The 23,800-nt window shown below is 65.3% G+C and carries 19 protein-coding genes; 12 read left to right on the forward strand and 7 right to left on the reverse strand.

The features are described 5' to 3' along the window. Positions 1–70 precede the first annotated feature (70 nt). Positions 71–595: a metal-dependent hydrolase gene (locus R9B84_RS25645; RefSeq protein WP_423762818.1), complete on the reverse strand. Its 525-nt coding sequence runs from the start codon at positions 593–595 to the stop codon at positions 71–73. Between the two features lie 401 nt (positions 596–996). Between R9B84_RS25645 and ggt the strand changes: the two genes are divergently transcribed. The 4 genes from ggt (at position 997) to R9B84_RS25665 (ending at position 5,865) form a co-directional block, all read left to right on the forward strand. Then, positions 997–2,718 (forward strand): gamma-glutamyltransferase, encoded by a 1,722-nt coding sequence (ggt, locus tag R9B84_RS25650; protein WP_423762819.1) that lies wholly within the window; start codon positions 997–999, stop codon positions 2,716–2,718. A gap of 31 nt (positions 2,719–2,749) precedes the next feature. After that, positions 2,750–3,103 carry a hypothetical protein gene (locus tag R9B84_RS25655; RefSeq protein ID WP_423762820.1) on the forward strand — a complete coding sequence of 118 codons (354 nt, stop codon included), beginning with the start codon at positions 2,750–2,752 and terminating at the stop codon, positions 3,101–3,103. Between the two features lie 398 nt (positions 3,104–3,501). Then, positions 3,502–4,659 carry a tetratricopeptide repeat protein gene (locus tag R9B84_RS25660; RefSeq protein WP_423762821.1) on the forward strand — a complete coding sequence of 386 codons (1,158 nt, stop codon included), beginning with the start codon at positions 3,502–3,504 and terminating at the stop codon, positions 4,657–4,659. A gap of 48 nt (positions 4,660–4,707) precedes the next feature. Next, positions 4,708–5,865, forward strand: coding sequence for a polysaccharide deacetylase family protein (locus tag R9B84_RS25665; protein WP_423762822.1), 1,158 nt, complete (start codon positions 4,708–4,710; stop codon positions 5,863–5,865). Between the two features lie 144 nt (positions 5,866–6,009). Here the strand turns inward: R9B84_RS25665 and R9B84_RS25670 are convergent, their stop codons facing one another. After that, on the reverse strand, positions 6,010–7,311 hold the full coding sequence (locus R9B84_RS25670; protein ID WP_423762823.1) for a TolC family protein: 1,302 nt from the start codon (positions 7,309–7,311) through the stop codon (positions 6,010–6,012). Between the two features lie 398 nt (positions 7,312–7,709). Here R9B84_RS25670 and R9B84_RS25675 point away from each other — a divergent pair, with 398 nt between their 5' ends. From R9B84_RS25675 to ppk2, 7 genes are all read left to right on the forward strand, one after another. Beyond that, positions 7,710–7,886 (forward strand): hypothetical protein, encoded by a 177-nt coding sequence (locus R9B84_RS25675; protein ID WP_006479216.1) that lies wholly within the window; start codon positions 7,710–7,712, stop codon positions 7,884–7,886. 223 nt (positions 7,887–8,109) lie between these two features. Beyond that, complete coding sequence (locus R9B84_RS25680) at positions 8,110–8,295, forward strand: hypothetical protein (RefSeq protein WP_423762824.1); 186 nt, start codon at positions 8,110–8,112, stop codon at positions 8,293–8,295. A gap of 132 nt (positions 8,296–8,427) precedes the next feature. Continuing rightward, complete coding sequence (locus tag R9B84_RS25685) at positions 8,428–10,548, forward strand: peptidase domain-containing ABC transporter (RefSeq protein ID WP_423762825.1); 2,121 nt, start codon at positions 8,428–8,430, stop codon at positions 10,546–10,548. Beyond that, on the forward strand, positions 10,545–11,549 hold the full coding sequence (locus tag R9B84_RS25690) for a hypothetical protein (protein ID WP_423762826.1): 1,005 nt from the start codon (positions 10,545–10,547) through the stop codon (positions 11,547–11,549). Before R9B84_RS25685 ends, R9B84_RS25690 begins: the two co-directional genes overlap by 4 nt. A 12-nt stretch (positions 11,550–11,561) precedes the next feature. Further along, on the forward strand, positions 11,562–12,857 hold the full coding sequence (locus R9B84_RS25695) for an HlyD family secretion protein (protein WP_262544390.1): 1,296 nt from the start codon (positions 11,562–11,564) through the stop codon (positions 12,855–12,857). Positions 12,858–12,861: 4 nt separating this feature from the next. Further along, on the forward strand, positions 12,862–14,247 hold the full coding sequence (locus R9B84_RS25700; protein ID WP_423762827.1) for an OmpW/AlkL family protein: 1,386 nt from the start codon (positions 12,862–12,864) through the stop codon (positions 14,245–14,247). Between the two features lie 95 nt (positions 14,248–14,342). Then, positions 14,343–15,293: a polyphosphate kinase 2 gene (gene ppk2 / locus R9B84_RS25705; protein ID WP_423762828.1), complete on the forward strand. Its 951-nt coding sequence runs from the start codon at positions 14,343–14,345 to the stop codon at positions 15,291–15,293. 182 nt (positions 15,294–15,475) lie between these two features. Here the strand turns inward: ppk2 and R9B84_RS25710 are convergent, their stop codons facing one another. Together R9B84_RS25710 and R9B84_RS25715 are read right to left on the reverse strand one after the other, a co-directional pair. Next, on the reverse strand, positions 15,476–16,063 hold the full coding sequence (locus tag R9B84_RS25710) for an IMPACT family protein (RefSeq protein WP_423762829.1): 588 nt from the start codon (positions 16,061–16,063) through the stop codon (positions 15,476–15,478). 193 nt (positions 16,064–16,256) lie between these two features. Beyond that, entirely contained in the window at positions 16,257–17,114 is an 858-nt protein-coding gene (locus R9B84_RS25715) for a LysR family transcriptional regulator (protein WP_423762830.1), read from the reverse strand. Between the two features lie 129 nt (positions 17,115–17,243). Here R9B84_RS25715 and R9B84_RS25720 point away from each other — a divergent pair, with 129 nt between their 5' ends. Beyond that, positions 17,244–17,822, forward strand: a complete 579-nt coding sequence (locus R9B84_RS25720; RefSeq protein ID WP_423762831.1) for a DUF4865 family protein — start codon at positions 17,244–17,246, stop codon at positions 17,820–17,822. Positions 17,823–18,150: 328 nt separating this feature from the next. Here R9B84_RS25720 and R9B84_RS25725 read toward each other — a convergent pair whose 3' ends face one another. The 3 genes from R9B84_RS25725 to R9B84_RS25735 form a co-directional block, all read right to left on the reverse strand. Further along, a complete protein-coding gene (locus R9B84_RS25725) occupies positions 18,151–20,352 on the reverse strand; it encodes a glycoside hydrolase family 3 C-terminal domain-containing protein (RefSeq protein ID WP_423762832.1) in 2,202 nt (733 codons plus the stop codon). A gap of 451 nt (positions 20,353–20,803) precedes the next feature. Next, positions 20,804–21,886 carry a glycosyltransferase family 2 protein gene (locus R9B84_RS25730; RefSeq protein WP_423762833.1) on the reverse strand — a complete coding sequence of 361 codons (1,083 nt, stop codon included), beginning with the start codon at positions 21,884–21,886 and terminating at the stop codon, positions 20,804–20,806. An 84-nt stretch (positions 21,887–21,970) separates the two neighbouring features. Then, positions 21,971–23,227 carry an oligosaccharide flippase family protein gene (locus R9B84_RS25735; RefSeq protein WP_047903469.1) on the reverse strand — a complete coding sequence of 419 codons (1,257 nt, stop codon included), beginning with the start codon at positions 23,225–23,227 and terminating at the stop codon, positions 21,971–21,973. Positions 23,228–23,800: the final 573 nt, after the last annotated feature.

Below are 23,800 nucleotides of genomic sequence, written 5' to 3' on the forward strand. Positions count from 1 at the left end.
AGGAAGTTGCGTTCGACGTGCGTTGGGTAGTTGCGCAGCCCGATCCGCGACGACACGTAACGACATGCAACTACACGCGATGCAGCCAGCCGAGCCAGTGTTCGAGCAGCGGCGCGCGCGTCCACAGCGACTGCGCGAGCCACAGCGTGCCGCCCCATGCGGCGGCCACCACGATCAGGTCGCAATGCCCGCTGTTCCACAGGTTGAGCGAGTGACGCCGCCAGATCCACGGCACGCCGAGCGGGTTCGGCCAGTCAGCGAGCAGGTGCATCACGCCGCCGCACGCGAAGCCGAACAGCGGCGCGGCCCACAGCGGATGCGGATGATGGGTGAGCCCGTGCCATCCGAGCGCAAGCAGCGCGATCCAGCCGATGCCCCAGTGCGTGACGGTGCGGTGCGTGATCCACAGGCGGCGCTTGCGGCTCCACCATGCGACTTCGAGCCAGTCGGGCGCGGTGCCGCCCGCGACGCCGGCCGCGAACGCGGCGAGCAGGCCTACGTGCCACGGGCCTGTTGTGCCGGTTTGTGCGACGAGGACGGCGGCGGCGACGCCGGCCGCGAAGCCGGACGCATGATGCGCATTGTGTGATGCCATAGGGAATGAGACGAAGAAACGTGAAGCGGCGCGTGAGTGAAAGAAAACGATGCGGCGCGAAGCGGGGCGCTATCTTCTCAGATCGGTCTGGGCAACGGGTGGCTCGTTCGCAGATTTTTTTGTGTGCATGTGTTGCATGCAGCGTAGTTCGCAACTTTCCGTTTTGTGCGTTGCGTGATGACGCGTCGTACCGCATGCCATTTCGACCGACCCGCATGCATGCTGCAGCGCCGCTGCGTGACCGGGCGCACCCACTCGAAGCGCTTTCGTGGCGCGCCGCGTGTTCGACCCTCTTTGTCCCCCTATACTACGAAACCGGCATATGGCCGTCGGCGCGCCAGCGGCTATAAGCGGATCAGGTGCTTTTCCTGCCTGAAGGAGATCTACATGGGGGACATGCAATGACTACGCTGAATCGCTTCAAATCATCCGCTGTCGTGCTTGCGACGGTGGCCGGCATCGGTTTCCTGCCGAACACGCCCGCCTATGCGAAAGGGCCGCAGCCGGCGGTCCTGACGAGCTCGGCGGTCGCGGTGGCCGACAAGTACAGCGCGGATGCCGCGGAGCGGATCTTCAAGGAAGGCGGCAACGCGATCGACGCGGCCGTCGCGATCGCATTCACGCTCGCCGTCACGTACCCCGAAGCCGGCAACATCGGCGGCGGCGGCTTCATGACGATCTACAAGGACGGCAAGCCGTACTTCATCGACTACCGCGAGCGCGCGCCGCTCGCCGCGACGAAGGACATGTACCTCGACAAGGACGGCAACGTCGTCAAGGGCATGAGCCTGTACGGCCCGCGCGCGGTCGGCGTGCCGGGCACGGTCGCGGGCATGTGGGAAGCGCAGAAGCGCTTCGGCAAGCTGAAGTGGAAGCAGGTGCTCGCACCGGCGATCCACTATGCGCGCGATGGCTTCGTCGTCGACGAGCAGCTCGCGCAGCGCGGCGTCGACGCGTCGAAGGAGTTCGGCGGAAAGACCAACTTCGACAAGTACTTCTCCGGGTTGAAGGCCGGCGTGAACTTCAAGCAGCCCGACCTCGCCGACGTGCTCACGCGGGTCGCGAACGACGGCGCGGAAGGTTTCTACCAGGGCAAGACGGCCGAGCTGATCGCGGCTTCGATGAAGACCGGCGACGGCAACGGGCTGATCACCACCGAGGATCTCGCGCAATACCGCGCGGTGTGGCGCCAGCCCGTGCAGGCGAAGTGGAACGGCTATGACGTGATCACCGCGCCGCCCCCGAGCTCGGGCGGCATCGGCCTCGTGCAGTTGCTGAAGATGAAGGCCGACCTCAAGCAGGATTTCGAGGGCGTGAAGCTCAACTCGCCGCAATACATCCACCTCGTCGCGGAAATCGAGAAGCGCGTGTTTGCCGATCGCGCGCAGTATCTCGGCGACCCGGACTTCTACAAGGTGCCGATCGCGCAACTGACCGCCGACGCATACATCGCGAAGCGCGCGGGCGAGGTCAACCCGAAGGAGCCGTCGGACACGAAGAGCGTGCAGCCGGGCCTCGGCACGACGATGCCGGAGAAAGCCGAAACGACGCACTTCTCGGTCGTCGACAAGTGGGGCAACGCGGTGTCGAACACGTACACGATCAACGGCTATTTCGGCTCGGGCGTGATTGCCGACGGCACGGGCATCGTGCTGAACGACGAGATGGACGACTTCTCCGCGAAGCCGGGCGTCGCAAACATGTTCGGCGTGGTCGGCAGCGACGCGAACGCGATCGAACCGAAGAAGCGCCCGCTGTCGTCGATGTCGCCGACGATCATGACCAAGGACGGCAAGGTGTCGCTCGTGATCGGCACGCCGGGCGGCTCGCGCATCTTCACGTCGATCTTCCAGGTGATCAACAACATCTACGACTTCAGGATGCCGTTGAAGGAAGCCGTCGGCGCGATGCGTTTCCATCACCAGCTGCTGCCGCCGAACACGATCTTCTGGGAGCCGTACCACCCGATCGAAGGCGAACTCGCGAAACAGATCGAGGCGCGTGGCTACACGCTGAAGGGGCAGGACTTCAGCGGCGACATCCAGGTGATCAAGATCGACGGCAAGACGCCGGAGGCGATGGCCGACCCGCGCGGTCGTGGCGTGACGCGGGTGATTCACTGACGGGGCGTATGCGGCCACGAATGGCGGCCGCTTGCGCATCGACGAACGCCGGGCTGATGCCCGGCGTTTTTTATTCGCGGCTCGTTCGGCGTCGCGTGCTTCGCGCGGGTACGCTGCCGATCAGGTTCGCCGGCTGGTGTTTTCCGCGCCGTTGGGCCGCGATCAGCGCCGTACGCATAAGGGCCAGTGGCGCCGCAACTACCTGATCGAAATGTCGATCGATCGCGAGCCCGGCCAGAACATTGCCATCCAGCCTCGCGTGTCGAACGCAATCTGCAGGACCTCGACGACGGACGGCACAATGCCTGGCTGGTGCCGCAGATTCGTCTCGATGAACGGGGATGCGCCGAAGTGCGCGGCGACCGCGAAGATCAGGACAGCGTAGGACAACCACAGCGCGGTCATCCCGCTCAGTGCGCAGAATGCCACGCGCCAGTTTCCGTGAAAATCGATACCAGGCCACTGGCGGTGGGGGACTCGTGGCAATCATGCTTAACCGAAGTACGATTTTCTGAATTTAACAATATTCACAATTGATTGACCGAATTGTATTGCTGCGCAAGTGTAATTCGTACTTGTCCAATATTTGTGAATTTTGTTTTCGTGTAGGATTCGGAGCGCGAAAAATACTGGAATATTTTTTGAAATTTAGATTTATATAAAATAGATAAGCCAATTTTAATGGCGTGGCATTGAATGGTCTTTTGATTGTCGACAATGTACGTTTTTTATTCTTATAAATTTTAATTGGGAATGGAAATGATAAGTCGTATTAGATTCTTCGTGGCTGCTCTGGCCTTGTCGGCCACGGTTGGTGCCCACGCCGCGGACGCCCGCGTGCAGGTACTTAGCGCTACCGTCAAAGACCAGAAGATAGCCGGCGCGTCGGTCATTCTCCAAAGGAACGGCGAGCAGTCGATTACTGCCACGACGGACACGCGAGGTCAGGCGTCGATTGATGCCAATGTGCTGTCCGACGGAGCATCGCTGATCATCATCAAGAAGGAAGGTTATTCGAATCTCGTCGCTAAATGCCCCTGTACCGATCTTACTTATGCGTTGAGCCCGGTGATGCGCAACCTGGATGGTTTGCGCGTGGTGCTGACTTGGGGGGCGACGCCGCGAGATCTTGATTCACACATGGTCTATCCGGGCAATCACATCTACTTCAGAAGCAAGCATGGCACCAGTGCGAACCTCGATGTCGACGATACCGATGGCTATGGCCCGGAAACCGTCACGCTTGAGCGCAAGCGTGACGGCGAAACCTATGTATATGCGGTACACGATTATACCGACCGTGACGATCCGGGCACGATGGCGCTTTCGCAGAGTCAAGCGAAAGTGTTCGTCTACGTAGGCGAATCGCTGGTACGCACATACTACGTGCCGCGAAATCAGCCGGGCAATCTGTGGACCGTGTTTCGCATCACTGGCGCAGGCGAGTTCCAGGACGTCAATACGATGCGCGGTGTGAGAGTGGACGCCGAAGATGTCCTGAACACGCTCTCTGACATCGGCGACGAACGCAACCGTGTCGTGGCTGACAATCAGGCGCCGATCGATTCCGTACGCGCGCGCGCGTTCAATCAGTCCGGTGAAAAGGCCTATCGCAACGGTCAGCTAGACGAGGCAATCGTTCTGTACGGTCAGGCTATCGAGCAGGATCCGAATTACGGGCAGGCTTATAGCAACCTCGGCCTGGCCTATCAAAAGGCGGGGCGCAGTGCCGAGGCGATCTGGGCCAATCGCAAGGCGATTGCACTCGCTAGCGGTGCCACCGCCGCTACGGTACGCGCGAGTTCCCACTACAACATCGGCCGGATGTACGAGTCTGCGGGGCAGTTTGCCAACGCACTGGAAAACTACCAGGCGGCTAAGCGTGAAAAAAACAATCCGGTCTACGACAAGGCCATCGAGCGCGTCAGCGCGCGTATGTAATCAACCATGCCCCCGCGGGCGGGGGCCTGTTCCCTGAGAGTTCCACATATGCACAAACGCCTTGCCGTGTTTTGTCTGCTGGTGATGGCTGGTCTGGCCCAGGCCGCCGGCCCAGGTGCAGTCGCGTCTGTAGACCGCAGTCTCTGGCCGGACTCCGTTGCGTCCCCCGCGGGTTTCGACCGGGCGTCGCGCGCAGAAGTGCTTAGCTTTGCGCACGCGTTGAGCGAGAGCGAGCGTGACGGCGACGACACGCTGCGCGATCGGCTCAAGCTCAAGCACACGCAATTCGACCAAAGCGCGCTTGATCGTGTGCGCACGATATATTGGCGCCGTCTGGCGGCGAATTACACGTTGGCATCGACCAGTTGTATGCAGAGCGAGCCATTCTGCCTTGGTCCTTTCGACGAAACGGCGTTCAGGAAGGCGGCGGCGGCTTTCACGCACGCCCCCGACGATCGCTACGCCGCGTGGCTCGTGGCGTCTCAGCGGTTCCACCGTACCTATCTGGACGAATTGCTGCGTCTCGCGTCACTGTTCCAGCGCACCAGCAGTGAAGTGGCGACCTATTCACCCGACGAACTGACCGGCAACGAGTTGGCAGACCGGCATTTCCTACTCACCTTCGACGATGGTCCCACCCGAACTGGCGGCAACACCGACAAGTTGCTGGATGCGCTGCGCAAACAACATCTCAACGCCACCTTTTTCGTGCTAGGCGAGCCGTTGCAGGCGCGGTTGCAGCAAAACGCGCCAGGTGAACTTTCTCGCACCTACCAGGGAATGTGCGTGGGTTCGCACGGCTGGCAACACAAGTCGCACAGTGCATGGCCGCAATGGCAGGACTCGGTTACACGCAGCATTGGCCTTGTCCGCAACAGCTTGCCTTCCAGCTATGTGCCACTGTTTCGGCCCCCGTATGGCCAGCGTCGCGCTGACAGTGGCGCGTTCTTTGATGCCCAAGGCTTGCGTGTGGCGCTGTGGAACATCGATTCGCAAGACTGGAGCAGCAAGATGGACGCCGATCAGGTCAAGCAGCGAGTGTTGACTCTGATGCTCCTCTGGCGTCGTGGCGTCATTCTGTTTCACGACATCCACGCGAAGGCGTGGGCCGTTGTGCCGTGGCTGGTCGAACAGACAAGTGGAACGGACCTCCAATGGGTTGACTGTCATACGTATGGACGCGTCCGCGGCTCATTCGATGGTTGACGTGCCGCGATGCCGTTCGTCCGGGGCTAGTGTGTCGACTCCGGCACTCTGACCGGTGCAGACGGTCGCGACGCGAAGCCGCATTCAACAATCGAAGCGACGCACATGGCACTGGACGCCGCGCCCCGATATGCATGGCAACCGTCACTCCAAACGCACGCCTCCCGCCGCATTGCTCTCGAGAAAACCGTCCACCGCCACCAGCGACTGTTCGTCGAGCGTGCCGAGCACGCTTTTCAGCTTCAACTGCAGCTTCAGCGCATCGAGATAGCTGTCGAACAGCTTCTGCCGGATGCCCGAGATGTCGCGCCGCAGGTTCAGCGTTTCGTACGTCGTGCTGTAGCCGACCTGGTGCGCCTTCATCGACGAATCGTACGCGAGCCGGGCGGCCTGCAGCGACTGCTGCAGCGCGCGGATGCGCTTGCCGACCGATTCGAGCGCGGACAACGCCTCGCGATGATCGGTGCCCAGTTGCTCCTCGACTTCGCGCAGCCGGTTGCGGTATTGCTCGGTCACGTGCTCGGCCTCCACCTGCCGGTAGTACACGCTGCCGCCGGAGAAGATCGGGATCGTCACCTGCACGCCGAACGCGCTTTGATGGAAGTCCGAGCGATCGGTGAGCCCGCGCAGGTTCGGATTGAGCCCGCGCGAATACGACGCGAACAGGTCGACGGTCGGCAGGTGCTCGGCGCTGACGCGTTTCGCCGCGAGCCGCGCGACCTGGACATCTCGGTAAGCCTGCCGGTACGCGGGGTTGTCCTGCGGCGCGTAGTCGCCGGACGGAATGCGCGGCGACGACCCGCGCATCGCCAGCCGCGGCCAGCGCGAGAAATCGATCGTCGAACCGAGCAGCGTCTCGTAGCGCGCGCGGCGTGCGTCGACGTCGGTCTGCGCAAGCGCCTCGTCGGATTGTGCGAGGCTGCGGCGCGCCTCGATCTCGGCCGTGTCGCCGATCGTCTTCATCCCGAGTTGCGCCATGCGCCGCGTATCGCTTTCGAGCCGCGTGAGCGCGCTCACTTCGTCGTCGGCCGACTGCAGCTTCTCGCGCGCGCTCAACAGGTCGAAGCACGCATTCGCGACGCGCAGGATCAGGTCCTGCCTCGCGACCTCGAGCTTCTGCTTCGCCGACTCCTCGTACTCGGTCGCGCGCCGCATGTCGTACAGGTAGGGCACGTTGAACAGCGCCTGCGTGACCTGCGCGGCTCCATACGCCGCGTTGCTCGAGCCGCTGACGTCGATGCCGAACAGGTTCGCGTGCGTGCCGTAGCGCCCCCATTCGAGCTGCGCGGCGGCCTGCGGCAGCATCTGCGCGCGCGCCTCGGGGAATTTCTGGCGGGCCGCATCGTATTCGCTGCGCGCCTGCAGGTAACGCGGATCGTGCACGACAGCGTACTGGTAAGCGGTGTCGAGGCAGAACGCATGCGCGTTCGCAGACATGCCGGCCATCGTTACGGCGAACAGTGTCACGGTTGCAAGTAGGGGATTCCACCTAGTCGGAAATCTTGATAGGGGATTACCCGCATCCTGCATCGCCGATCCGCGATGCGCGCGCCTCGTTTCAAACATGGCCGTCTCCGTCTCCTGCCCATGCCGCATTGCGTTGCGGCGGGATTTAAACGTTTTGAAATTGAAATTCAAACAGCGTGAATGACTACTGCCTGCGGCGCATCGTAAAACGCGCCTGTAAGAGTGTGTCCTCCATTGAATTCCGATGCGTCCGCATGATAGCCTGATTTCGGCTCGTAATCGCAGTGATTATTAGATTAACAAGTCGCTAGGGATTAAAAGCCGTTTGTCTTTCAATGAAGGTTCTTTGCATCATCTTTATTTTTTACGAGGAGAGAATGATGAAGGTCATGACGACGGAACAGGTCAGGAATGTGCATGGCGGCGGTGCGATCAGCTCGCTGGGTAGCCTCGCCGTTGACGCCGCGCCGGTGGTGACCGCGCTCGGCCAGTTCCTGCCGAGCCTCGGCAATTACCTGCAGAACCCGAAGACGTTCAATAACACCGGCAAGTAACCGCCGTGCGCGGGGAGGCGCCCCCCGCGCGAAATGCTGCGAAACAAAAGGAAAAGAATCGATCGCCGCAGTGGAAATAAAGCGAATCCGAAATATATTATTTCGGTTCGGGCGATTATCGGGAGGCAGGAGTGCCGGATTATCCCCGTAATAAAGTGAACGGCCGTCGAGTTTTCAATTGGCTGACGGCCGCAGGCATTCCGACAATATAAAGGCCATAAAAATGCGAGACATCACGGAAGATCAGGCCCGCCAGATTCACGGCGGCGCATCGCTTTACTCCAATTCGGCCGCCTATACGGTCGATCTCGTCAACCAGTCGATCGGGTCCACGCTGCAGGGCCTGATGACCCAGTACCAGACCCGCGCCGTCGAACAGTTCCGGATGTCGCTCGGCTCGTCGCGCTGAGCGGCCGGCAACACCGATCTTCCGTCGCAACCGGCCGCGCGCCGGCTGCGCCCATGCGTATCGCGCACGACCCGCCACGGGCCCGCATCGGCAGGCTCCGGCGTTGCGTTGTCGCGCCCCGGGTGCCCGACCATGCTCTTCAATACGCGTAAAGTCCGTCCGGTCCTGCAGGACGAGGTGACGGAGTGCGGCCTGGCCTGTCTCGCGATGATCGCGTCGTGGCACGGGCGCGAAACGACGTTGCGCACGCTGCGCAACCGCTATCCGGTCCGGATCGATTCCGGGCTGTCGTTCTTCGACCTGATGGAGATCGCGAACGATCTCGGCCTGCGTGCGCGCGGGCTGCAGTTCGACGCCGGCGAACTCGATGCGCTCAAGACGCCGTGCATCCTGCACTGGGGGATGAACCACTATGTCGTGCTGACGAAGGTCGGCTACGGCAGCGTGCACATCGTCGATCCCGCGCTCGGCGAGACGAAGCTGCCGCTCGCGCAGGCGCTCACGCACATCACCGGCTATGCGCTCGAACTGAATCCGGACATCGGCTTCACGCATGCGGGGCCGGCCGACCGGATCCGGCTGCGCGACTACCTCGAAGGGCTGACGGGCATCCGCAAGAGCCTCGCGATCGGCATCGCGGGCGGCGTCGCCGCGCAGCTCCTGCTGCTGCTCGGACCGTCGTACGTGCAACTGACGATCGACGAGGCGCTGAAGAAGACCGACGTCGACATCCTGTACCTGCTGACGATCCTGTTCGCGATCGTGTTCCTGTTCGACACGCTGTACGCCAACCTCGTCGGCAACATCAAGAGCTACCTGCGCAACATCGTGTCGCAGCAGTTGTCGGCGAACATGGTCGGGCATCTCGCGCGGCTGCCGATCGGGTATTTCCTGTTCCACAACACGGGCGATTCGATCTCGCGCGTGTCGTCGGTGTCGGAGGTCGGGCGGTTTCTCGTCGACGGCCTGGTCGGCGGGCTGCTCAATATCGTCACCTGCACGCTGACGCTCGTGCTGATGCTGTACTACAGCCCCGTGCTGGCCGGCATCAGCCTCGCCGGGATGGTGCTATTCGCGCTCAGCCGGCTCGCGATCCAGCCGCAGCTTCAGGACGCGATGTCGCAGATCCTCACGCGCGGCGCCGAGGCCGATGCGCTGCTGATCGAGAACATCCGCTCCGCGCATTCGATCAAGCTGCTGTCGGCCGAGACCGCGCGCAGCAGCCTGTGGATCAACGCGTTCACGCAGAAGCTGCAGGCGATGCGCCAGCAGGAGCGGCTGCAACTGCTGTTCGATGCGGTGTCGAAGGGGATCGTGCACGTCGAGCAGCTCGTGATCGTCACGTACGGCGCGTGGCTCGTGATGCACGGGCAGAGCACGATCGGCGTGATCTACGCGTTCATCCAGTACAAGAACCTGTTCGCGGACAAGTTCATCGATTCGATCCAGCTCTATGTGCGCCGCAAGGTGCTGCAGGTTCACATGGACCGCGTCGCGGACGTGCTGCAGACCGAGACCGAGGAGCCCGCGCCGGATGCGGTCGTGCGGCCGGTCGACGGTTTCGACGGCGCGCTGTCGATCCGCGCGCTGTCGTATACGCCGAAGGGCGGCAACCGCCCGATCCTGCGCGACATTGCGCTCGACGTGCCGGCCGGCGGCAAGATCGCGATCGTCGGCCGCACCGGCAGCGGCAAGACGACGCTGCTGAACCTGATCTGCGGGCTGGTCCGGCCCGAACCCGGCACGCTGTTCGTCGGCGACGTCGATCTCGCGGAAGTGAACCTGCGGCAGTACCGCAAGCATCTCGCGGCCGTCACGCAGTCCGACCAGCTGTTTCGCGGGACGATCCGCGACAACATCACGAATTTCGCGCCGGCGCCGCGGATCGGCGCGATGTTCGATGCGGCGAAGCTCGCGTGCATCCATGACGAGATCGAACGGCTCGACCATCGCTACGACACGCCGCTCGGCGATACGCAGAAATTCCTGTCGGCCGGCCAGATGCAGCGGCTGCTGATCGCGCGGGCGCTGTATTGCGAGCCGCGCCTGCTGATCCTCGACGAATTCTCGTCGAACCTCGACCAGGCGACGACGCACGAGATCTGCCGCAACGTGCTGACGCTGCCGTGCACGATCGTGCTCGTCACGCACGATGCGTCGATCCTGTCGATGGTCGACCGGATCTACCGGATGCACGACGGCGTATTGACCGATGCGACCCACGAGTGGCGCTCGGTCGAGGAGGCACGGTGATGCTCGGGCGACTCTTTCTGCTCAATCCGTTCTCGTATGCGTTCCTGGTGCGGCGCGCGGTGCGTGCCGTCGCGCTGCGCACGTCGCCCGCGCGCGGGCTGCGGCTGATGCGCTGGTGCTCGAGTGCGTGCCTGCGCTGTTTCCCGTGCATTCGCGAATCGATCGAACGCGCGGTCGCGCACATGCTGAGCGCTCACCTGAACGACGATCCGCGGCGCGTGCGGGACGTGTCTGCGGCAATCGTGCGCGAGCTGTTCGAGGCCGAGTTCGCGGGGCTCAAGCTGCGCACGCACAGCCTCGAATCGATGAAGACGATGATCGACGGGATGGCATGCGAAGGCGACGAACAACTGCAGGCGGCGCTCGCGCGCAGCGGCCCGCTGATGCTCGCCGGGCTGCACTTCGGCAACCTGATGCTGTTCGTCACGAAGCTGCGCTTCATGATCCCCGACGACCGCAAGCTGATGGTGATCCTGCACCGGGACGCACCGGGCGCGTTCTTCGACGATGCGCTGCGGCTCGTTGCCGAATATGGCGCCGGCGAGGTCGAATTCATCGACATCGAGGAACGCGTGCACCTGCGGCGGCTGATCACGAGCCTGCGGCGCGAGGCGCCCGTGTTCCTGCTGTTTTCCGACCTGCACGGCAAGTTCGGCAAGACCAACCGCTGCCGGCTCGGCGGGCGCTGGGTGCGGATGGCCGGCGGCGGTGTGAAGCTCGCGGTCGAGCAGGGGATTCCGCTGCTCGTCTCATACGCGACGGGCGTACCGTTCCGCGATCGCTGCGCGGTGCATTTCACCGAACTCGCGGCCAGCCCGCTCGCGCCGATGCTCGGCGCGGACGACGACGCGTCGCCCGTGCGCGCAACGCACCAGCGCATCGTCGACCGGCTCGAGCAGGCGCTCGTGCGCCAGCCCGAGCAGTGGCATTTCTGGGAACACTTCACGCCTTACCTGATGCCGACGCCGCTGCTCGACGCGGCCGCGCGGCGTCGCTCCTGACGAGCCTGCCCCATGCCGACCTGGAACTCCGCCCTCCGAGAACAGAAGCCGTCGCGCAAGCTCGCGCGCGGCACGACCTTCGGCACCGTGATACACGGCGTCGTCGACGTGCCGGTGTCGATGCGGTTCTTCTGCTACCTGTCGCTGGCGATGTTCGCGATGTTCGTGACCGCGCTCGTCGAACTGAGCTACGCGAATACCGAGAGCGTGTCGGGGATGCTGACGCCGCGTTCGGGGCTGATCGGCGTCAGTGCGCCGCCGGGCTGGGCCGTGCGCGACATCTACGTCGGCAAGGACCAGCACGTGAAGGCCGGCCAGCGGCTGCTGGCAGTGACGCGCGACACGAGCTTCGTCAGCCAGGCGAACAACGTGCAGGGGATGCGTGCGGCACTCGACCGGCAACGCGTCGAGGTGACGCAGCAGATCGACGCGGCGCGGCTCGAATACCGGTCGTCGGTGCAGCAGATCAATCAGCAGATCGCCGCGCAGGGCGAGAGCCGCGGGCTGATCGACCGGCAGATCCAGGACCAGAAGCGCATCGTCGACGAGTACGGCGAACGGCGCGCGCGCGTGAAGCAGCTGCTCGACGAACAGGTCGTGACGCTCGAACAGTACAACCAGGTCAACACGCAGTACCTGCAGGCCGGGCAGGCGTACCAGGACCTGCTGCTGCGCCGCGCCGAGCTCGCGAAGAACGCGATGAAGCTGCGCGGCGACCTCGACACGATGCAGAGCAAGTACGACGGCGCGAACGCGGAACTGAAGATCAAGCAGGAGGAGCTGAACGCGAAGGAATACAACATCGACGAGAACGTGAACCAGGTGCTGTACGCGCCGGCCGACGGGCAGATCGTGCGGCTCGACGTCGTGCAGGGCGGCGTGATCGACCCGCCGGGCACGCGCGTCGTCGAGATCCTGCCCGCGAAGGCCGACGGGCTGATCGCCGAGGTCTACATTCCGTCGTCGAAGGCCGGCTTCGTGAAGAAGGGGCAGGAGGTGAAGGTTGCGTACGCAAGCTATCCGGTCGAGAAGTTCGGCACGTATCGCGGCAAGGTGCTGTCGATCTCGCCGGTCGCGTTCTCGGCAAAGGAGCTGAACCTGCCGGGCGATGCGGCCACGCCGCAGACCTACTTCAAGACCTGGGTCGAGCTGGCCGACCGCGCGCCGTCGTTCGACGGGCGGCCGCTGTCGCTGCGGGCCGGGATGATGCTGAAGGCCGACATCGTGCTCGAACGGCGCAGCCTGCTCGAATGGCTGTTCGAGCCGCTGTACCGGATCCGGCAGCGCCTGTTCGGCGTGCCGGCCTGAGCCGATGACGCTTCGCGACTCATGCTGCCGCCGCGCGCGGCCGGGCTCCGCGCGTCCGCTGTCGCGCTGGCTCGGCGCGACGCTGTTCGCGTGCGCGGCCGCCGCGCACGGCGCGCCGCAGCCGGACGGCGACGCAGCGCCACGCTGGCAGGCCGGCGCCGACGGGATCGGCTTCTGGCCGGGCGGCGACGCGGACGGGTTCGATGCGAGCGCGTGGGCGACCGATGCCGGGCCGGCGCGCGGCGGGCGCGACGGTGCGGTCGACGCGCCGCAGCCCGCCGTGCCGCTGACGGCGCGCAAGATCACGCTCGGGCAGCGTGCCGACGGGGCGGGGCGCGCATGCGCCGCCTCTCGGGACGACGGCACGGACGGCATCGGCTTCGACGAAGGCGGTGCGGTTGCCGGCTGCGATCCGTCCGCCGCGCACGATGCGGCGGACGACACGCCGGCGCGCGGCGTCGTTCACGCCGACCGGATGCCGTACGAGCTGCATCCGGTCGATCCGTCGCGGCTGCCCGATCTGCCGGCGGCCCAGGCGCCGCCTTTGCTCGAGCAACTGATGGGCGACGACCGCAACATGGTCGGCCTCGGCTGGCACTTCGTCGGGACGACCGGCCGGTCGACGCCCGTGACGACGCACACCGACGCGCTCGGGCTGAACAGCTTCCAGAACCAGGGGTCGAGCCTGTCGCTCGGCAATACGAACACGCTGGCGTTCACGCTCACGCATTTCTTCTCGGAGAACTGGGCGGCCGAACTCGGTGGCGGCATTCCGCCGGTGCTGACGCTGCGCGGGCACGGCAGCATCGCGCTGCCGCTCGACCGCATTTTTTCCGGCGTCCACGGGCGCTTTCCGCTGATCGATCTCGCGAACCCGCAAAGCAACCCGCTCGCGACCACGCGCGCATGGCTCGGGTCCGTCGTGTTCAAGTACTACCTCGGCGAGCGCGACGATCGTTTTCGTCCGTTCGCCGGCATCGGCATCAGCTATACGCGCTTCACGAACACGAACCTGAATCCCGTGTTCCAGCGCAAGCTCGCGTCGCTCGGCGGGCTGCTCGCGGCGGGTGCGGACATCGGCAGCCTGCAGTCGCTGCTGCTCGATCCGGCGCTGTTCCAGCGGATCTGGGATGCCGGCGGCGACTTGCTGCTGTCAGGGAAGACCAACGTGTCCGCGAAGGTGAAGAGCGTGTGGGAGCCGGTGTTCACCGTCGGCGCGAGCTACCAGATCACGCGCCAGTTCTGGATCACCGGGATGGTGACCTACATCCCGTTGCGTACGAAGATTACGCTCGACATCAGCCAGCCGAACCGGACGCTCGCATCGAATACGTTCGACATTTCGGCGAACCCCGTGCTGGCCAGCGTGCTGCTCGCATTCCGCTTCTGACGGGCCAGGGCCTGAACAGCCGGTTTTCATCAATTTGACGCGCGACACTGGGATAATGGCAAAGTTTGCCTGCGTCAATGATGGAAGGAGGCCCCATGGGCGAAAACGATACCCGCACCGAGACCGACGACGTCGCCGATATGGAATCGATGGAAACGCGCCAGCGCCGTTTCGAGGAAGATCTCGTCGACGCGTACGACGAAGAACTCGAGATGGAGCTCGACGATCGCCGCTTCGACAATGGCGAGGACCTGCTGTTCTCGCCGGAGCGTCGCGAAGCGCGCAAGGAGTATTTTCGCGAGCTGTTCCGGCTGCAGGGCGAACTCGTGAAGCTGCAGGACTGGGTCATGACCACCGGGCACCGGCTCGTCGTCATTTTCGAAGGGCGCGACGCGGCGGGCAAGGGCGGTGTGATCAAGCGCATCACGCAGCGCCTGAACCCGCGTGTCTGCCGGGTCGCCGCGTTGCCCGCGCCGAACAACCGCGAGCGCACGCAATGGTACTTCCAGCGCTACGTCGCGCATCTGCCGGCCGGCGGCGAGATCGTGCTGTTCGACCGCAGCTGGTACAACCGCGCAGGCGTCGAGCGCGTGATGAATTTCTGTACCGACGACGAGTACGAGGAGTTTTTCCGTTCGGTGCCCGAGTTCGAGAAGATGCTCGTGCGCAGCGGGATCCAGATCGTCAAGTACTGGTTCTCGATCACGGATCACGAGCAGGAGGTGCGCTTCCAGGCCCGGATCGAGGATCCGCTGAAGCAGTGGAAGCTGAGCCCGATGGACCTCGAGAGCCGCCGCCGCTGGGAGGCCTATACGGCCGCGAAGGAAGAGATGCTGCAGCGCACGCATATTCCCGAGGCGCCGTGGTGGGTCGTGCAGGCGGTCGACAAGAAGCGCGCGCGGCTGAACTGCATCCACCACCTGCTGGGCCAGGTGCCGTATCACGACGTGCCGCGCTCGGCAATCGATCTGCCGCAGCGCGAGCATCACGAGGATTACATCCGCCGGCCGGTGCCGGACACCATGATCGTGCCGGATATTTACTGAGCGGTTCCGGCAGGTTCACGGTTGACGCAACGCGCCGCTTCATGCGGCGCGTTTTTTTGTTGGGTTCGGCAAGCGTGCGTGATGGCGGGTTTTATCGTCTTTCAATGTTTCGGATCGACCGTGTCGAAAGCGTTCCGAAACGTACGCGATGCCAACCGCTCAGGCACTTCGCCACGAGCGCTTCACAGCTCCGGAAACCCCGACCGCCCCTGCGTCAGATCGAACAACTCGGTTCTCGCATCGGCCTCGGCGGTCTCCGGCAGCTTGATCACGAGCTTCACCGTCATCCCGTACGCGCTGTCCACCAGTTCATAACCTGCCTGTTCCACCCAGCGGCGCACGCGCGCCTCGTCCGGGTAACCCATCTCGATCGCGAGCCGCGTCTGGCGGATGCGTTCGACGCGCTCGGCATCGAGCAGCGCCGACGCGATCGCATCCGTGTACGCGCGCACCAGCCCGCCCGCGCCGAGCTTCACGCCACCGTAGTAACGCACGACCGCGCCCAGCACGCCGTCGAGATCGTGATGGCGCAGCACTTCGAGGATCGGCCGGCCCGCCGTGCCCGACGGCTCGCCGTCATCCGACATGCCCGACTGGCCGCCCGCCAGCAGCGCCCAGCATACGTGGGTGGCCGACGGATGCTCGTCGCGCAGGCGCTGCAGCACCTGCATCGCGGCGTCGCGGTCGTCGACGGGTATCGCGTATGCGATGAAGCGGCTCTTGCGGATCTCGAGCTCGGTCGTGCGGGAAGCGGATAGGGTGTAAGTCACGTTGATCGTCATGGGCAAGCACGACCGATGCAATCGCGTGCCCGTATTCCGGGTGTTGTCTGGATCGGCCGCGGATGCGCGGCGCGTGTCGAAGCATACCGCGTGCGAGCCGGGAGGGCGGCGAAACGTCCGGCGAACGCACTTCCGTTCGGCAGCCGGCGCGCATGCCGATCCGTCGATACCGCGTTCGACGTCAACGCACGCCCACCGACGACCGCAGCGCCGCGCCCAGCGTGCGCAGCGCCTGCCGGGCCCGCGCATCGGTCAGGTTCGAGTAGAGCACGACATCGCGCGTCGGCAACGGCGGCAGCCCGTATCGCACGCTCACATCGACCGTACCGGCGGGCGCCACGCGATGCCCGAGCGCCGCGACGGCCAGCCCCGCGGACACCGCCGCGCCGATCGTCGCCACGCCGCCGCCGACAAAGACTTCCGTCCATGCGATGCCGGCTTCGTCGAGCGCACCGACCGCCATGCGGCGCACGCTGCAGGGCTCGGCCTGCGTCGCGAGCCGCAGCGGTTGCGGCGGATGGTACTCGAAATCGGCCGCGGCCATCCAGCCGAACGACTCCGCCAGGATGGTTTCGCCGTCCAGCCGCCGGCTGTCGTGCTGCAGCGCGACGGCCGCGTCGAGCTGGCCGCGGTCGAACGCATCGAGCACGTCGCGCGACGCGGCGACGCGAATCTCCAGCACGAGCCCCGGCTCGGCCTCGCTCATGCGCCGAAGCAGCATCGGGAGATCGGCGCCGACGACATGGTGACTGACGCCGATCACCAGCCGCCGCTGGCCGGTGCCGAACGCGCCGACCGCACCCTGGTGCGCGGCCACGAGTTCGCGCGCCGGTTCCAGGAACGCGGTGCCGTCGGCGGACAGGCGGACCTGCCGCGGCGTGCGCTCCAGCAGGCGGCGGCCGAGACCGTCTTCGAGGCGCTTGATCTTCAGGCTTACCGCGGACTGCGTCGTGTCCATCGCCTCGGCGGCCCGGGTGAAGCTCTTGAGGTCGGCGGTCAGCACGAACGCCTGCACGGCTTCGATGTCGAGTGTTTTCATCGCGCGCTTATCCATTTCTGAATCGAATCATTGAAATATTCTGCCATCGTATTTTCAAATGATTCAAGGTCTTCTACGCTGTTCCCAAGCCGTCCGGAATTCCCGCGTTTCTTTCGCCAGGAGTCGATCATGCTGACCGCGTACTACGTGCACCGCCTGCCGGCGGACTACGACCTCGACATCATCCGCAACCGCGTCCGCGAACGCGGCAGGCTCTGGGACGACACGCCGGAACTGGTGTTCAAGGGATTCCTGCTGCGCGAGGCCGGCCGCGACGGCGCGACCGAAAACGGCTATGCGTCGCTTTATCTGTGGCGCAACGACCGCGCATTCGCCGGGTTCGTGACGGATGGCCGCTATCGGGTCGTGACGGACAGCTTCGGGCGCGCGCCGATCGACGTGCAGGTCGCGCTCGACGCGCGCAAGGGCAGCACGTCGACGGGGCGTTTCGCTCGTCTCGAAGCGCTCGATATTCCGGCGGATGCCGACCTCGACGCGACGCTTGCACGGGAGATCGCGCGCAACCGCGAAGCGGCGGCGCGGCCGGGTGTCGTCGCGGCCGCCGTCAGCCTCGATCCGCTGCGCTGGCGGCTGACGCGGATACTCGTCACCGAACACGAACCGGACGACGGCGGTGCGGGCACGGTGTACCAGGTCTTGCATCTGGCCAAACCGTTGCTCGACACGCTGGAAGGGAGCGGCGCGTGATGGCCGGCGTGGTGTCGCGATCGCGGGCCCGGCCGGTGGCACGCGGCCGATCGCCCGGCGGGGCGGGCGATGGGCCATCGACGCGATTGCCCGCCGGCCTCGCGGTCGCGGCTCATCTGGCAGGCGTAGCGGCCGGGATAGCCGCCATCGCCGTGCTGACGACGTTGCTGGCGCTGATGGTCCGGTAACGATCGTCAGCGGGCGGGCAAGCTCGGGGCATCCGGGAACAAGCAGACAAGGCGAGATGCGATGCAGCAGTCGCGCCGTCGCATGACCGGAAGCGCCGCACGCGATACCCGCGGCGCTTCCGGCTGTGTTACATCGCCGCTCAGTTACCCTGCAGCCGGATATCGCGCGACGACGCACCGACATACACCGTCCCGCCCGGCACAACGCGCCAGCCGTTGCGCGACGTATCCCACACGCTCTGCATCCGCGGCGACACCGTGACGTGAACGTGCCGCGCCTCGCCCGGATTCAGCCGGATCTTCTCCCAGCCAACCAGCCGCTTCGGCGGTTCGTCCTTGTACGGCACGCCGAGATAGACCTGCGGCGTTTCCGCACCGGCGACGCGCCCGTCGTTGCGCACGGTGAACGCGACGCTCAGCGAGCCGTCCCATTGCTTCGACACCGACAGCCCCGAATACGCGAAGTGCGTGTACGACAGCCCGTAGCCGAACTCGAACATCGGCTTGATGTTGCGCGCGTCATACCAGCGATAGCCCATGTTCAGCTTCTCCGCGTAGACGGGATCGTTGTCGAACGCGCCGTTTTGCCCCCACGCCGGCGAATCCTGGTCGCGCGCCGGGAACGTGACGGGCAGCTTGCCGGACGGATTGACGGCGCCGAACAGCACGTTCGCGATCGCCTTGCCGCCGGCTTCGCCCGGATACCACGCCTCGACGATCGCGGACACCTGGTCCTTCCACGGCATCAGCACCGGATTGCCGCTCTGGACGACGACGATCGTATGCGGATTCGCGCGCGCGACGGCTTCGACGAGCGCATCCTGGTTCGACGGGTTCGCGAGGCTCAGGCTCTGCAGATCGCCGAAATCCTCGCCGGCCGGCTGCGCGACCACGACGATTGCGACGTCCGAGCGGCCCGCGAGCGCGGCGGCCTGGTCGATTTCCTGCTGCGTGTATGCGCGGAACGGCGACTGCTGGTCGCTGTTGCCCGCGTACGTGACCTGCGCGGCCGGCGCGAGCGCGCGGATCGCCGCGACGATCGGCACGTCGACCTTCAGCCACGGATTACGCCACCAGCTGCAACCCGTCGACGATCCGAACGTCAGGCCGCCGCAGCCCGCGAACGAACCCGTCACCGGGTCGCGCGTGTTGCCCGAGCCGCCGCCCGACAGCACGGCCGCATCGGCATGGCCGCCAATCACGGCAATATGCGACAGCGCGGACGCGGCAAGCGGCAACTGGTTGCCGTCGTTCTTCAGCAGTACGATCGACTGCTCGGACGCCGCCTGCGCAAACCGGTTCGCGGCCGCAAAATCGATCGTGCCGCCGCCCTTGGCCGGATCGTCCATCACGCCGACGCGAATCATCACGGCGAGCTTGCGGCGCACCATGTCGTCGAGGCGCACGGTCGACACCGAGCCGTTCGCGATCGCCTGCTTCACGGCCGCCGGCGTCAGGTACACGGTCGGCCCGACGTCCTCTTCCTCGTCGAGCCCGGCGTTGATCGCGGCGGCGGTGCTGTGCGCGGCACCCCAGTCGGACTGCACCTGGCCCTGGAAGCCCCATTCGTTCTTCAGCACGTCGTTCAGCAGGTGATTGTTCTCGCACGCATACGCGCCGTTCAGGCGGTTGTAGCTGCACATCACGCTGCCGGGCCGCCCGCGCTTCGCGGCGATCTCGAACGGCAGCAGGTACAGCTCGCGCAGCGTGCGTTCGTCGATCTGCGTGTTGCCGCCCATCCGGCCGTGCTCCTGTTCGTTGCCGGCGTAGTGCTTGATGGTCGCGATGACTTTCTGCCGCTGCGTCGCGAGCGTGCGTTCGGCGAGCAGGTCGCCGGCGAGCAGCGGATCCTCGCCGAGATACTCGAACAGGCGGCCGCCGCGCGGTTCGCGCGCGAGATTGGTGCCGCCGGCGAGGCCCATGCCGAACCCTTGCGCGCGCAACTGGATCGCGACCTGCTTGCCGAAGTCGTACGACAGGCGGCGATCCCAGCTCGCGGCGACGGCGATCGTCGCGGGGAACGTCGTGCTGGCCTGCGACGTGCTGCCGGAACCGGTCGCCGAGTCGACCATGTTGAGATCGGGAATGCCGAGCCGCGGCACGCCCTGGATGTAGCCGGCGCCACCACCCGGCACCTTCGACATTTCGTATTGCGAATGAATGAACTGAAGTTTTTCGTCGAGCGTCATCTTGCGCACGAGCAGGTCGGCGCGTCGTTGCGCGCCGGCCGACGCGAATGCGTCGGTGGCGTCGCCCTGCGAGTTGAAATCGGCGTTGCCCGCGTACGCGGTGGTGCAGAGGGTCGCTGCCAGCACGACGGCCGGCCAGAGTTTGTCCCGCATGTTGCTCTCCATGATCGTATTGCTCGTTGTTCGGATGATGTCTGGAGCTGCGCACGCCCGGTGGATTCGCACCGGACGCATTCGGCTGGCGATGCAGGGTGGTTGCGCGTCGGCATGCCAGGTCAGGCGGGGAATCGTTACGACCGGTTGGGCTCGACCGGTCAACGCGGGCGGCGACGCGCAGGCCGTCCGACGCTGCCGAATCGGATGTAGCGACTCTCAGCAGGGACTAATGGTATGAATGTAGTTCGACTACAGCATCGGTGTTTCTACCGATACGTACGATCTTTATTCGGAACGGTCGCGCGACGCGACGAAAAGGCGGTCATCGTTCCCGATTGTGGCTGTGCAGCAGGGTAAGAAGTGCCTGTGTGCGGCCGTTTGCGCAGGGAGTGTTGCGACGCGGCAAGTGCGATTCGTTGCGTGCGCATCGAATCGACGGTGCCTGCCGTCATCCGGCGGTGCGGGATCCTGGGTCGCGTGCGGTGCGCGGATCGGACGGCTTGCGGGCGCGGGCGAGCGGATTGGCGATGTAGCGGATCGCCCGGTCGCTGAGCGTCGACGACGGCAGCAGGCACGCGAGCGACAGCCCGGCGACGGCCAGCTTCTTGAACGGACGCCAGAACGGATTGCGCAGCACCGTATGCCAGTAACGGCCCGAATCGGACAGGAACCAGCGCCAGCGGCGCGCGAGCGGCGCGCGGTACAGCGTGCTCGCGAAGCGCGCCTTTTCGATCGAGAAATCGAACGGCTCGCCCGGCAGCGCTTCGTGAAGCCGCGAGCCGGCAATCGCGCGCAGCGTCGACCATCGGCGTTCAGCCTTCAATGCACCCGTGGCTGCGTCCTCCGCATTGGCGAATGCGAGATCGGCGGTGTCGCGGTTCGCGTTGCCGGCTGCGTCGTATGTGGCCGACTGGTGAACGCGATAACCGCCGAGCGGCGCGTCGATCATGTGAACGGCGCCGAGCAGCACGATCCCGTAGATCGCATAAAAATCGGCACCGTGCAGATTGTCGGCCGTGACGGGCACCGGGAAGATGCGCCTGAGCGCGTCGCTCCGGTACGCGTTACCCGACGCGGGCGGCGACGGATACAGCCAGCCCGCGCGCAGCAGGCGTCCACAATCCGTGTCGACGCCCGATTGCGGGACGGTGACGCCGGTTGCGGCGCCGTCGCGCGTGATCACGTCGAGCCGGAAATGCACCTTCACGAAGTCGCCGGACGCGAACGCGGCCAGCACGCGGGCGGTCGCGTCGGGGTAGAGCAGGTCGTCCGCGTCGAGCAGGATCACGTACCGGGTCGCGACATGCTCGAGCGCGCGGTTGTACGCAGCGACCTGGCCGCGGTTCTCCTGGAAGACCGACGCGATGCGCTCCCCGTACGAGCGGATGATGTCTCGGGAATCGTCGGTCGATCCGTCGTCGATCACGAGCACGCGGATGCCGTTCGCGGTCTGTGCGAGCGCGGAATCGATCGCGGCGCGCAGATAGGCGCCGTGATTGTAGTTGCAGATTGCAATGGTCAGGTCTGCCATGAGCAGCTCCCCGGTGAAGCGGGTTCGAGTGTTCCGGCGCGGGCGGCGCGGGCGGCTCGCACCGCGCGGTCGTACGGCTGCACGCTAGCGGCGCGCAACGGAGCTGCCGAGCAGCGGAATGCCGGCGCGATAGACCACGGCCGCGAGCGCGGCGGCAACTGCGGCCTCCGCGAGCAGCACGGCGGCGGCGGCGCCCAGTTCGGCGAAATACTTCGCGAGCACCGGCAGCAGCACGATGTTCAGGATGCCGGACGACATCAGGATGCGCGTGAAGGCCGTCTTCATGCCGAGCGGCAGCATGGTCTGCACGCCGAACAGGTCGGTCATGCCGGCCATGAACGGGATGAACGCCATCCAGCGCAGCACGTGAACCGTCGGTTCGTACGACGGGCCGTACAGGATGCGCACCGCAAGCGGCGCACCGAAGAAAATCACGAGCGAGATGCCGAGCACCATCACGACCTGCACGACGAACAGCTTGCGCAGGAACGAGAACGCGTCGTTGCGCGCGTGCCGCATCAGGTAGCTGATGCGCGGATAGGTGGCGGCCTTCAGCGGCTGGAGCATGCTGAGCGCCGCGCGGATCAGCTTGTCGCCGGCGGCGAAGTAGCCGGCCGCGACGTTGCCCGACACAAAGCCGAGCAGCACGGTGTTGGTCGATGCGTAGAACGCGATCGACGTCGATGCGAGAAACACCTGCCAGCCGCCTTTCAGCGATTCGGCAATGTCGGCAACGCCGACGCGCACGAAGTCGATTTCGCGATGGAGATACAGGTAGACGGCCAGCGCGATCGCCGACAGCACCGGCACGGCGGCGTTGACGATCATCGCGCGATCGATGTCCGCCGGGCTGTGCACGACGGCGAACATCGCGGGAAGGCTCAGCACGCGGCCGACGAACAGGATCACGCTGAGCGCGCGCAGCTTCTCCATGCCCTGGAAATACCAGCCGGGCGTGAATGCGACGCCGGCCACCATGCCGAACCCGATCAGCAGCAGGTCGCGGTCCTCGCCGAAGCGCCCGATCACGAGGGTCAGCACCACCAGCACGACGAAGCAGACGGCTGCGATCCCGATCTGCGCGTACAGCGTCGCCCAGAAGATGCGCGAGCGTTCGGCGCGATCGTCGCGGGCGAGCGCGATGCGTGGCGTCGCGGTCAGGTCGAAGCTGTAGCTCGTGCAGTTGGTGAGATACGCGATGACCGCGAGCGAGAACGCGAGCTGGCCATAGCCTTCCGGGCCCAGCGCATGCGTCAGCAGTGGTGCGATCAGCAGCGGCACCGCATACATCGAAATCTGCAGCGTCAGCAGCAGCAGGAAATTCTTCTTGAGGTTTGACATTCGCTCGGTCGGCGCCGTTGGGTGTCGCATGGCGGCGGGTTGCGTGCTGCCGTGCGGACGCGCGGCCGGTCGGCGCTGACCCGGCTGCGAGGATTCGCGACCCGTTCCGGCGATGCCGGCACGGCCACATCGTATGGCGGCCATGATACGGGCCGTGCGACGAGGCATTGTTCGCGAGCCTACCGTACGCGGATTCCGTTCGCACGAGCGGAACGAATCGCGGAAGGGCGCGCCGTGTTGTATCGCCGCGGTGATGAATGCATTTGTAAGCTGGCGCACCGAAGGCGGATCGGGCCGAATGATCTAATCAGACGCACTGTTTCGTCCGTCGCCGAAAGGATGCAGGCGGCGCTTGCGACCGGCAGCACGACCGGCCCGCGAGCGGATGAAGCCGGTGCAACGCGGCGAAGGTCACGCATGCCGGCCGGCGCGCGCTTGCGCGAAACCGGTTCGTGCGTGGGGCAGTGCGGCACATGGAAATCGGCGAGCGGGCCGCGCAGGGGCGCGGCGGAGGGCTGCAGCCGGTCGTCCTGCCGTCGCCGGCCCGCCGCGGGAATTGCGCAGCCGCGCATG

Source organism: Burkholderia sp. NLJ2, from assembly GCF_049487195.1.
In the GTDB taxonomy this organism is placed as follows: Bacteria; Pseudomonadota; Gammaproteobacteria; order Burkholderiales; family Burkholderiaceae; genus Burkholderia; species Burkholderia pyrrocinia.